Below are 12578 nucleotides of genomic sequence, written 5' to 3'. Positions count from 1 at the left end.
AGTGAAAACTATAGTTTAAACCATTAAAAAGTAGTTAATTTTATTGTATAAATGGCTTTAAAATATTAAAATAGAAGTGTAGGCGTTTCGAGTTTATTAACCACGTTGTTATGCCAATATGGCGAATTTTGAAAATCATACAAAAATAATAGTAAAGGATATTAAGGATTTTTATAAATAGAAAAGAAAAATTTTCCATTCGTAAGTTTAAAGACGGTCGTTCAGACTCAGTCAAAATCGGTACAGTCGCTCTGCTTGTCGGTGCAGCTCTTGCAATGGCAGGACAAAGCCAGACTGCAGCAGCAGAGGTAAAAGATAATGGTGACAACACAACAACGATTTCTAATGATAAGGGTTCGATTACTGTAGATACAGCGAATATCACAAATGAGGTCGAAGGAACAACTGCTTCAACTGATCCAACTGAAAATGGAACAAATACAATCACTAAAACTGGAAAAGTAGATTACAAGTATGTAACTGCTGAAGGAAATACTGTATTAGAAGAAAACAAAAACCAAGATTCTGGTGCTGATAAGACTATCGAAACACCATACGATGTATACGGTAAATCAGGAGAAGTTTTCAAAGGAACTACAGGTGGCGATGCAGAAGCTAGTGACCTAGACAACGCTAAAGAAACTGGTAAGAAAGAAACTATCGAAAAAGACGGGAAAACTTACCACCTAATTGGAGAACCTAAAGTTGAAACTACTGGAGATGGTGGAGGAGTATACTCTGACACAACTCTAGGGGATGTAACTGCGAAATTGACTCCAGAAGGATTAAACAATGCAGAAGGTAAAATCACTTATGATACTGTAAAACCTGGTGGAAAAGCTTGGATCGTTGAACAAACAGGAAAAGGAACATATGGTAAATATGTACAAGCTGATTCAGGAACTATCAGTTCTGATGCTAAGATGGTAGAAGCTTTCAAGTCTGGTGAAGCAACAGCCAAAAACTTCACTTCAGCGAACGTAACTGCTGATGGTGGCATCAAAGAAGGAGACTACGTTTTCGTCCTTGAGAAAAATACGTATGTAACTGTGAGTAATGCAAGTCCTGAAATTACAGGGGTGATACCATTATCACCTAAGGATAATGTTGCAGATGATGAAGAAGGTAGTGGTGCTAGTATAGATAGAACATATGCAATGGTTCAAAAATTTAAAGCAGCTCCAGATACTGCAACAGGAGAAGCAAACAGAACTTTTGTAAAAAACTATCTTGCTTATCTTCAAGAAAAAGGGTTGGAAGATAACACCCTTAATTTCAAACGATATATCTCTGTCGGAATAGCTGCAAAAGGTGGGGAGAAAAATGCGATAAAGGCTGATACTGGAGACCAAGTTGATGATAAAGGTAGACCTACAACGGATGTAACAGCTAATTTTAATGACGTTTATGAAAATAGTACAAGTAAATTTGGTGATGATATTAATCTTAATCTTGGCACTTTTACTCCAGAGATTGAAGAGTATTCTTACCGCGACGAAATCACTCCACTTCGTGCATATCGTTTAGCAAGTGGTACTACAACAATCACTTACACTTATGCAGAAGAAAAAACTCGTGAAATCGAGAAAAAAGGTTCTGTAGTCGTTAACTACCAAACAGAAGACGGAACAGAATTAAAAGCTCCTTACACTGATACTCCTGAAACAGTAGCTGAAGTAGTAACTGAGAAATATTATGTTGATGCTAATGGACAAGATGTAGTTGTAAGTAGTACTAAAGCTTCTAAAAACGTAGTTTATAACACTAAAGAAAACGAAACTGAAAAACCAGAAAAACTTACAGATGCACAAGGAAATGTTTACTACCTTAAAGCAGACGCTACAAAAACAGCTGTAAATGATGTAGAAAAAGACGCTCCAGCTGAAGAAGGTACAGTAGTAGAAGGTGTTACAAAAGTAACTTACATCTATGAAAAAGCTGGATCAGTAATCGTTAACTACAAAACTGAAGATGGAACTCCACTTACAGGTACAGTAGTTGGTGATGAAAGTAAAACTGTAGAATCAGGTGCAAAAGACACTGATAACGGTAAACCAGGTACAGCGTACAACACTGCGGATAACGGAATGAAACCAGAACGTATTAAAACTGCAGAAGGAAAAGTTTACCAATTAGTTCCAGAATCAACTGAAGGTGAAGAAACAGGTGAAGTTGTTGCTGGAGAAACTAAAGAAGTAACATACGTTTATAAAGAAGTAAAAGGTAATGTAGTTGTTAAGTATGAAGATACTGAAGGTAACTCACTTGCTGATGATGAACAAGATGAAACAGATGCTTCTCTAAATGTTAAATACGATACAGCTGACCACAAAAAAGAATCTATCACTAAAGATGGTGTTAAATACTACTTAACAGCTAAAGAACTTAAAGATGGTTCTAAATCAGCTACTGGAGACGTAGTAGAAGGAACAACTACAGTAACTTACGTTTACGAAAAAGCTGGATCAGTAGTAGTTCATTATACAGATCAAGAAGGTAACCCAATATCTGGAACAGATCCAGAAGGAAATAATGTTCCTGAAACTAATAATGATACAACAGATGGAAGAGCAGGAAGTGACTACAACACTGCAGACAACGGAATGAAACCAACTCGTATCACAACTGCAGAAGGAAAAGTATACGAACTAGTACCAGCATCAACTAAAGGTGATGAAACAGGTACGGTAGAATCAGGTCAAACTAAAGAAGTAACATACGTTTATAAAGAAGTAAAAGGTAACGTAGTCGTTAAGTATGAAGATACTGAAGGTAACGTAATCGCTGAAGACGAAAAAGACGAAACAGATGCTTCTCTAAACGTTAAATACGATACAGCAGACCACAAAAAAGCTGAAATCACTAAAGATGGAGTTAAATACTACCTAACAGCTAAAGAGCTTAAAGATGATTCTAAACCAGCAACAGGCGATGTTGTTGAAGGAACAACTACAGTAACTTATGTTTACGAAAAAGCAGGACAAGTAGTAGTTAACTATCAAACAGAAGATGGAACTCCAATAGTAGGTGTTGATGCAGCAGGTGCGAATGTAGCTTCAGGTGCAAAAGACACTGTAGACGGAAGACCAGGATCAGCATATGACACTTCTGATAACGGAATGAAACCAAACCGTATCACAACTGCAGAAGGAAAAGTATACGAACTAGTACCAACAGCAACTAAAGGTGCCGAAACAGGTACAGTAGTAGCTGGAGAAACTAAAGAAGTAACATACGTTTATAAAGAAGTTACTGGTGACGTAGTAGTTCACTATGTTGACACAGAAGGTAACACAATCGCATCTGACAAAGATGACCTTAAAGGTGCATCTCTAAGCGAAAAATATGATACTGCTGTTGATAATAAACCAGAAAAAATCACTGCAGAAGACGGAACTGTATATTACATTACAAAAGCTGGTCTTAAAGCTGGTTCTAAACCAGAAACTGGAAACGTAGTAGAAGGTAAAACTGATGTAACTTACGTTTATGAAAAAGCTGGATCAGTAATCGTTAACTACCAAACAGAAGACGGAACTCCATTAGTAGGAACTGCAGATGGTAAAGATATTGCTTCAGGTGCTAAAGACACTGACAATGGAAAACCAGGTTCTGAATACAATACTGCAGACAACGGAATGAAACCAACTCGTATCACAACTGCAGAAGGAAAAGTATACGAACTAGTACCAGCATCAACTAAAGGTGATGAAACTGGTACTGTAGAATCAGGTCAAACTAAAGAAGTAACCTACGTTTATAAAGAAGTTAAAGGTAATGTTGTTGTTAAGTATGAAGATACTGAAGGTAACACACTTGCTGAAGACGAAAAAGACGAAACAGATGCTTCTCTAAACGTTAAATACGACACAGCAGACCACAAAAAAGCTGAAATCACTAAAGACGGTGTTAAATATTACTTAACAGCTAAAGAATTGAAAGACGGTTCTAAACCAGCTACTGGTGATGTCGTTGAAGGTACAACTACAGTAACTTATGTTTACGAAAAAGCAGGACAAGTAGTCGTTAACTACCAAACAGAAGATGGAACTCCATTAGTAGGTGTAGACGCAGCGGGTGCTAACGTAGCTTCAGGTGCAAAAGACACTGTAGATGGAAAACCAGGATCAGACTACGATACTTCTGATAACGGAATGAAACCAACTCGTATTACAACTGCAGAAGGAAAAGTATACGAATTAGTACCAACAGCAACTAAAGGTGATGAAACTGGTAAAGTTGTTGCTGGAGAAACTAAAGAAGTAACATACGTTTATAAAGAAGTAACTGGTGATGTAGTCGTTCACTATGTTGACACAGAAGGTAACGTAATCGCTGACGATAAAGAAGATACTAAAGGTGCTTCTCTAAACGCTAAATACGATACAACTGACAACAAACCAGAGAAAATCGAAAAAGACGGAACTGTTTACTACTTAACAGAAAAAGCTGTCAAAGACGATTCTAAACCAGAAAACGGAGACGTAGTAGAAGGTAAAACTGAAGTAACTTACGTTTACGAAAAAGCGGGACAAGTAGTCGTTCACTACACTGACGAAAAAGGTAACACTATCCAAGTGGATGCTGTTGATACAAAAGACGGTAAACCAAACTCAGACTACAACACTGCTGATAACGACATGAAACCAAACCGTATCACTACTCCAGAAGGAAAAGTATACGAATTAATCCCTCAATCAACTAAAGGTGATGAAACAGGTAAAGTTAAAGCTGGAGAAACTACAGAAGTAACTTACGTGTACAAAGAAATCACTGGTAATGTAGTAGTTCACTATGTTGACACAGAAGGAAACACATTAGCTGAAGATACGAAAGATGTTGAAAATGGATCACTAAGTGAGAAATATGATACAACTGACAACAAACCAGCTAAACTTGAAAAAGATGGAGTAGTTTACTACTTAACAGCTAAAGAACTTAAAGATGATTCTAAACCAGAAAACGGTGCTGTTGTAGAAGGAACTACAGAAATCACTTATGTATACGAAAAAGCAGGAAACGTTCTTGTTCATTACGTAGATGAAGCTGGAAACACTCTTCAAGCAGATGCCGTTGATACAAAAGATGGTCAACCAGGAGCTAAGTACGATACTTCTGATAACGACATGAAACCAACTCGTATCACAACTCCAGAAGGAAAAGTATATGAATTAGTACCAGCATCAACTAAAGGTAACGAAACTGGAGACGTTGAAGCAGGTAAAACTACAGAAGTAACATATGTGTACAAAGAAGTTAAAGGAAACGTAGTAGTTCACTACACTGACGAAGCGGGTAACACAATCGCAGAAGACGTTAAAGATACTACAGACGGATCTGTAAGCTCAGCATATGACACAACTGACAACAAACCAGCTACAATCACTACAAAAGATGGAAAACTATACGTATTAGTACCAACATCAACTAAAGGTGATGAAAACGGTAAAGTAACAGAAGGAACAACAGAAGTAACATACGTTTATAAAGATGTCAAAGAAGAAGCTTCTAAAGAAATCGATAAAGCTTTGTCTGAAAAAGAAAGTAAGATCAAAGAAAATCCTGAGTTAACAAACGAAGAGAAAGAAAAAGCGATTGAAGAAGCTAAGAAAACAGCTGAACAAGCTAAGAAAGCATTGGAAGAAGCGAAAACTCCTGAAGATGTAGAAAAATCTACTACAAAAGCTAAAGAAGATGTAGAAAAATCTCCTGTTACTCCAGAAGATAAACCGAAAGCTAAAGAAGAAATCGATAAAGCTCTAGAAAATAAAGTTAAGAAAATTGATGAAAATCCAAACTTAACTCCAGATCAAAAAGAAAAAGCTAAAGAAGAAGCTAAGAAAGATGCTGAAGAAGCTAAGAAAGCCATCGACAAAGCACCTTCTAAAGAAGAAGTAGAAAAAGCCAAGGAGAATGGTAAGAAAGAAGTTGAGAAAGATACTCCAACTCCAGACAAACCATCAACTCCGTCAGAAGATGATAAAGATCAGCCAACTACACCTTCTCCAGAAGATAAAGCAAAAGCGAGAGAAGCGATTGATAAAGCTCTAGAAGATAAAGTGAAGAAGATTGATGAAAATCCAAACTTGACTCCAGAGCAAAAAGAAAAAGCTAAAGAAGAAGCTAAGAAAGATGCTGAAGAAGCTAAGAAAGCCATCGATAAAGCACCTTCTAAAGAAGAAGTAGAAAAAGCCAAAGAGAATGGTAAGAAAGAAGTTGAGAAAGATACTCCAACTCCAGACAAACCATCAACTCCGTCAGAAAATGATAAGGATCAGCCAACTCCACCTTCTCCAGAAGAAAAAGCTAAAGCTAAAGAAGCTGTCGATAAAGACTTGGAAGAAAAAATCAAGAACATTGATAAAGATCCAAACTTAACACCAGAGCAAAAAGAAAAAGCTAAGGAAGAAGCTAGAAAAGAAGCTGAAAAAGTTAAGAAATCTATCGAAGAAGGTAAAACAACTGAGTGGGTAGACGAAAAAGGAAACCCAATCAAGCCTGTAACACCAGGAACATACCCAGCAGGATCAACTCCTAACTACGAACTAGTAGGAACAGTTACAAACCCAGAAACAGGAAAAGTAACACACATCTTCAAACCAGTAACAAATGAGGCAAAAACTACAGTCTGGGTGGATGTCAATGGTAAACCATTGAAACCATCTGCACCAGGAACTGAAGAAGCAGGTAAAGTACCAAACTACAAACTAGTAGGTACAACTGTAGATCCAACAACTGGAAATGTAATCCACGTGTTCACTCCTACACCAGTTGTCAACAAGGTAACTGAGTGGGTTGACACAGAAGGTAATGTCTTAAAACCTAAAGAAGAAGGAGTTAAAGATCCAGGTAAAGTACCAAGCTACAAACTAGTAGGAACAGTTACAAACCCAGAAACAGGAAAAGTAACACACATCTTCAAACCAACAACATCTGACCAACCTTCTACAGTATGGGTAGACGTAAATGGTAACCCATTGAAACCAACTGTACCAGGAACTGAAGAAGCTGGAACTGTGCCTAAGTACAAACTCGTAAGAACAGTTACAAATCCAGAAACTGGTGATGTCATCCACGTATTTACTCCTGCACCTGTTGTCAACAACGTAACTGAGTGGGTAGATGTAGATGGTAACGTTATCCGTACGAAAGAAGATGGTTCACAACCAGCAGGAAAAGTGCCAAACTATGAACTAGTTGGAACAGTGAAAGATCCAGAAACTGGAAAAGTACTTCACATCTTCAAACCAGCAACTAAGAACCCAGTAACGGTATGGGTAGATATAAATGGTAAACCATTAAAACCATTAGCTGAAGGAAGTAACCCAGCTGGAGAAGTACCAGGGTACGAATTAGTAGGAACAAAAGTTGATCCAGCAACAGGAAATCTTCTACACGTATTCAAACCTAAAGGTTCTGCAACACCAGGAATAAACCCAGGAACACCAGGAACATCGGGAACAAACCCAGGAATGCCAGGTCAAAATCCAGGAACACCGGGAACAAACCCAGGAATGCCAGGTCAAAATCCAGGAACACCAGGAACTCCTGCAAACCCAGAAAAACCAATGGATCCAAATGCCCCAGCTAATCCAGCAACACCGGCTAATCCAGCTGCTCCAGCAACGACAACGATGCCATCAGCACCAGTAAATGGTGAAGCACCACAAGCTGCAGCAGCTTCATCAGAAGCTAAAGGACAAGCTGAACTTCCAAACACTGGTACTGAAGACAATGCTAGTCTAGCAGCACTTGGACTTTTAGGTGTCTTGAGTGGATTTGGACTTGTTGCTCGTAAGAAAAAAGAAGACTAATTCTAATTAGATTTTCTGATAAGAATAAGGAGTAGGATATCATATCCGCTCCTTTTTCTGTTGTTCTATAAAGAAATCTGATTTTATGGCCATTTTATTGCAGTTTACAAAGACTTTTTAAGGATTTTAATTGCATTTTCTTCAGTCTTACTTGTATAATGAATAAAAAGTAAAAATAGTATTATGAAATAGAAATGGAAGGTAGAGGCCAACTTCTCCAGCAGTACAACGATTTATTATATACATGGAAGAGAAGTCTTCTGAATTACTAAAGACAACTCTTTGATACTTCGTCAGTTTTTGGTACAATAGTACAAATTTACAAGAGGTGATCTATGATTTAGCAACACACGATTCCCATTTTAGAGTTTGACAACAAGTCACGTGACCTGATCATTTTTAAAAAAGTGAAGCAAAAGTCTTGCTTTTCTTTTTATTTGTGTTATACCTGTTCTTGTATCAGATACAAGACATATAAAGGGGTTTTTATGGATACGAAATTTTCAGTAGCCTTGCACATCCTAACCATGATTAGTGAGAGTAAGGAAACCTTAAGTTCACAAGCACTGGCTGAGAGCGTTGGGACCAACGCTAGTTATATTCGTAAGGTGGTTGCCTTATTGAAAAATGCTGGACTGATCCAGTCTCAGCAAGGAAAAACGGGCTACCAACCTAGTAAATCGCCAAAGGACATCACCTTACTTAACATTTATTTTGCCACACAAGAAGTCAGCCACATCAGCTTATTTCCCGTCCATCAAAATAGCAATCTGGATTGCCCAGTGGGAAAACATATCCAAGCTGCCGTTTCGCCACTATTTGCTAGTGCTGAAGCTCAACTTGAGAAGGAACTAGCTCACCAAACCTTAGAAGATGTCATTGACAATCTTTATAAAGAAGCCAAACAAAAACGAAACTGATTTGCATGCAGATCAGTTTTAAAACGACCATACATGTATCTTTATCAGATACAACAAAAATAGAAAAGAGAAGACAATGAAAGCCGCACAACATACTACTTATAACAAAAAGAATATCACACTGAATATCACAGAAGTCGCTAAACAAAGTATTACAGACAAACAAGTCTTGGTCAAAGTCACCGCAGCTGGTGTCAATCCTCTGGATAACATGATTTCCCGAGGAGAGGTCAAGATGATTGTTCCTTACAAACTCCCACAAACTGCAGGAAATGAAGTGGTCGGTATCATTGAAGAGACCGGCACACAAGTCAAAAACCTCAAAGTCGGTGACCGAGTTTTTGGACGTCTCCCACTTGACCATATTGGTGCCTTTGCCGAGTATGTAGCCGTAGACAGTCAGGCTCTAGCCAAAGTTCCAGATTATCTATCTGACGAAGAAGCTGCTGCTGTTCCGCTTACTGCCTTGACTATCATGCAAGCCCTAGACCTCATGGGAGCTCAAGCTGGCAAAACCATCTTTATCTCTGGTGGTACAGGTGGTGTCGGGGGTATGGCCATTCCAATTGCCAAGGCTAAAGGTTTGACAGTCATCACTAATGGGGCTGGAGATAGTGCTGAGCGTGTATTGAACCTAGGAGCAGATCGCTTTATCGATTACAAAACAGAGGATTATACAAAAACTATTAGCCAGGTTGATTATGTCCTCGATACCCTTGGGGGCGCTGAGACTGAAAAACAAATGTCTATCATGAAAAAAGGTGGTCAGCTTGTGTCCCTTCGTGCTATGCCAAATGGTGACTTTGCCAAACGGATGAACCTGCCAAAATGGAAACAGATCCTACTTGGACTAGCTGGTCGTAAATTTGATAAGATGGCTGACAAATACGGCGTTCACTACCATTTTATCTTTGTAGAAAGCAATGGCGCTCAATTACAAAAGGTAGCCGACCTCTTTAGCAAATTAGAAATCAAACCATCTATCGATACAGTCTATCCATTTGAAGAAGTAAATAGCGCCTTAGACAAGGTCGCTAATGGGCGCTCACGTGGAAAAACAGTCCTCAGCTTTAAGAAATAAAAAGGAAAACACAATGTCATATCTTACAAGTAAAACTCAATACATCGCTGTTCAAGGAAATCAAATTGCTTATCGCGAACTCAGCAAAGGCGAATCAAAACTACCTCTTCTGATGCTGGTCCATTTGGCAGCAACTCTCGATAACTGGGATCCAAAACTATTAGACTTAATTGCTGAAAAGCACCATGTCATTGTAGTCGATCTTCCTGGTGTTGGAGCCAGTCAAGGAAAAGTGGCTCCGACTATACCTGGAATGGCTGAGCAGACAATTGACTTTGTAAAAGCGCTTGGTTACGATAAAATCAACCTCCTCGGTCTTTCTATGGGAGGTATGATTGCTCAAGAAATCATCCGAATAAATCCTACTCTAGTGAGTCGTTTGATTTTGGCTGGAACAGGACCTCGAGGTGGAAAAGAGATCGATAAGGTAACAGGGAAAACCTTTAACTATATGTTTAAAGCGGGACTTGAGCGCATCGATCCTAAACGCTATATCTTCTATAATCATGATGAACAAGGGAAAATCGAAGCTTTGAAAGTCCTAGGACGAATGGGTATGAGAACAAAGGAATTTGCGGACAAAGACATGAGTGTGCCTGGTTTCTTGACTCAACTCAAAGCTATTAAACGTTGGGGGAAAGATCCTCAAGACGACCTAAAATTTATCACTCAACCAACCTTAATCGTCAACGGGGATAATGATATGCAGATTCCAACAGAAAATTCTTATGATATGCATGAGAAAATAAAAGAAAGTAAACTCATCATCTATCCAAATGCTGGCCACGGTTCGATCTTCCAATATGCAGAGGAGTTTTCAAAAGAACTCATTGCTTTCTTGGGAGACTAAGATGGTCAAAACAATTCTGATTACAGGTGCTACTGACGGTATTGGTAAACATTTGGCAAAGAAACTGGCCAGTGAAGGGCATCAGGTCATCCTTCATGGTCGAAATCCTCAAAAACTGGAGTTGGCGCTTCAAGAGGTTCGTTCAGTCTCCTTGAGAGATAGAGTTTCTAGCTACCTTGCAGATTTTTCAAAATTAGACGATGTTTATCGATTTGTGGAGGAAATCAAGCGAGACTTTCAACGTATCGATGTCTTGTTTAACAATGCAGGCCTGTATGCAGGAAAAGACCGAAAAGCGAGTGCTGAAAATGTCGAGTTGACATTTATGTTATCCGTTCTGGTTCCCTATATTTTAACAACTGAGCTAAGTCCCTTGTTAGAAAAAGCAGCTGACGGCCGTGTCATTAATACTTCTTCCTATATGCATCATTTTGCCAAGGTCAAGGATTTGGACTTTCAATTTGAGAAAGAATACAATCCAGGATTGGCCTATAATAATTCCAAGCTCTACACCATCTGGATGACACGTTATTTGGCAAGGAAATTCTTTTTAAAAGCTTCAAACATCACCATCAATGCCTATCATCCCGGCTTGATTTCAACTAACTTAGGGAATGATTCCAGTGATGAAAAGACGAAAAAGTCTCTCTTTGGACGCCTGATGAAGTCTCTGTCAAAAGATTTAGATCAGGGAATCGAAACAGGCTATTATCTCACCTTATCAGAGGAAGTCAGGGGCTTGACTGGCTACTACTTTGATGAAAAGAAAGTCAAGTCTGTATCTGAAAAAGGATATACATTTGAAAAAGCACGGAAATTAATGGATTACTGCCAAAATAATGTCAAAATGTTTAAAGAAAAGCAGGATGTTTAATTCCTTATTTATTTCGTAACTACCAAAAAACTCAAGTTTTCATTGATAAAACTTGAGTTTTTCTTAGATGAGGGCTAATAAAATGGTAAGAATCAGAGCGATTCCAATCCGAATGACATGGCGGGCTGGATTGAAGTTTTTTTGTGCTTGCCATTCCAATAGGCTCCGTAGCAAATCAACCCACAGCCAATCATCCAAAGAGATAGTGTGACAATCGGCAAAAAGAAGTAGAGAATGAGAGAGAAGGTCGCAAGGCTACTTCCTAGAAAAAGTAGGTAAATTCCAAGGGTCTTCTTGCCCTTTTTAATTCGGAAACGCTGACTAATAAATGAAGAAGTGCAAAAGCAAGGGCCAAGAAAGCTGTGAAAAAGCTGAGAAGAATGGGGAGAAGCATAGTTTTCCTTTTTATGATACATGATGTAAAGTCGCACCTTAGTTAGAAGCGACGTTTAAAATCTCCAAATAAAATTGGACCACTTCCTGTTCGCTATAGGATTTTCCTTTTTTTAGCCACCAGCTGAGAGTTTCAATGAAGTGGCTGACGACCAGGTGCTTGAGATAGGAGTGAGGAATGTTGGGGTGTGAGTGAATCAGTTCATCAGCGACCATCGGGTAGACATCATGTTCTAGCTCTTTGCGCAGTTGCCGGATAAAATAATCGTTTTTAGAGAGCAAGAGACTGGTCACATGGTCCTGATTTTTCTTGAAATGCTGAAAGATATGGGCCAGGTAGTCATGAGTAGAGAGTTGATTATTGCGCTCAAAGAGGTGGTGAAAGAGCTTTTGGCAGAGTTCATCCAGCAATAATTCCTTACTTTCGTAATGACTATAAAAGGTCGAGCGCCCGACGTCGGCTAAATCAATGATTTCCTGAACCGTGATAGTCTCGTAGTCTTTAAGGTTGAGTAATTGTAAAAAAGCATTATAGATAGCTTTTCGAGTCTTTGTAATGCGACGATCTTGTGCAGTCATATGGACACTATGAACAAACTGTTCAGTAACATACACAGCGAACGGTTTGCCCCTATCCTTTCTGTTG

Annotated in this window: 6 protein-coding genes and 1 pseudogene; 5 read left to right on the top strand and 2 right to left on the bottom strand. The window is 38.7% G+C overall.

Features of this window, described 5'->3' with window-relative positions; genetic code table 11:
* Positions 1-275: 275 nt before the first annotated feature.
* The 5 genes from HMPREF9425_RS04930 (at position 276) to HMPREF9425_RS04910 (ending at position 11539) form a co-directional block, all read left to right on the top strand.
* Complete coding sequence (locus HMPREF9425_RS04930) at positions 276-7814, top strand: MucBP domain-containing protein (protein WP_003097219.1); 7539 nt, start codon at positions 276-278, stop codon at positions 7812-7814.
* 488 nt (positions 7815-8302) lie between these two features.
* The gene (locus tag HMPREF9425_RS04925; protein WP_003097218.1) at positions 8303-8734 is read left to right on the top strand and encodes an Rrf2 family transcriptional regulator; all 432 of its coding nucleotides are present in this window, start codon (positions 8303-8305) and stop codon (positions 8732-8734) included.
* Between the two features lie 76 nt (positions 8735-8810).
* Positions 8811-9815, top strand: coding sequence for an NADP-dependent oxidoreductase (locus HMPREF9425_RS04920; RefSeq protein ID WP_003097216.1), 1005 nt, complete (start codon positions 8811-8813; stop codon positions 9813-9815).
* Between the two features lie 13 nt (positions 9816-9828).
* Positions 9829-10665, top strand: coding sequence for an alpha/beta fold hydrolase (locus tag HMPREF9425_RS04915; RefSeq protein WP_037621480.1), 837 nt, complete (start codon positions 9829-9831; stop codon positions 10663-10665).
* 1 nt (position 10666) lies between these two features.
* A complete protein-coding gene (locus tag HMPREF9425_RS04910; protein ID WP_003092413.1) occupies positions 10667-11539 on the top strand; it encodes an SDR family NAD(P)-dependent oxidoreductase in 873 nt (290 codons plus the stop codon).
* Positions 11540-11602: 63 nt separating this feature from the next.
* Here the strand turns inward: HMPREF9425_RS04910 and HMPREF9425_RS10600 are convergent.
* A pseudogene (locus HMPREF9425_RS10600) lies at positions 11603-11933 on the bottom strand (glucuronide permease).
* A 38-nt stretch (positions 11934-11971) separates the two neighbouring features.
* Positions 11972-12511, bottom strand: coding sequence for a TetR/AcrR family transcriptional regulator (locus tag HMPREF9425_RS04905; RefSeq protein ID WP_003097214.1), 540 nt, complete (start codon positions 12509-12511; stop codon positions 11972-11974).
* Positions 12512-12578: the final 67 nt, after the last annotated feature.

The sequence above is a fragment of the Streptococcus vestibularis ATCC 49124 genome (assembly GCF_000188295.1).
GTDB classification, from domain to species: domain Bacteria; phylum Bacillota; class Bacilli; order Lactobacillales; family Streptococcaceae; genus Streptococcus; species Streptococcus vestibularis.
The sequence above is the reverse complement of the archived record's forward strand: the minus strand, read 5'-3'. Positions and strand labels throughout refer to the sequence as shown.

What these genes read in the sequence shown, in the direction of transcription:
- HMPREF9425_RS04930 (WP_003097219.1), top strand. Translation starts at nt 276, where the DNA reads ATGGCAGGACAAAGCCAGACTGCAGCAGCAGAGGTAAAAGATAATGGT.
- HMPREF9425_RS04925 (WP_003097218.1), top strand. Translation starts at nt 8,303, where the DNA reads ATGGATACGAAATTTTCAGTAGCCTTGCACATCCTAACCATGATTAGT.
- HMPREF9425_RS04920 (WP_003097216.1), top strand. Translation starts at nt 8,811, where the DNA reads ATGAAAGCCGCACAACATACTACTTATAACAAAAAGAATATCACACTG.
- HMPREF9425_RS04915 (WP_037621480.1), top strand. Translation starts at nt 9,829, where the DNA reads ATGTCATATCTTACAAGTAAAACTCAATACATCGCTGTTCAAGGAAAT.
- HMPREF9425_RS04910 (WP_003092413.1), top strand. Translation starts at nt 10,667, where the DNA reads ATGGTCAAAACAATTCTGATTACAGGTGCTACTGACGGTATTGGTAAA.
- HMPREF9425_RS04905 (WP_003097214.1), bottom strand. Translation starts at nt 12,511, where the DNA reads ATGACTGCACAAGATCGTCGCATTACAAAGACTCGAAAAGCTATCTAT.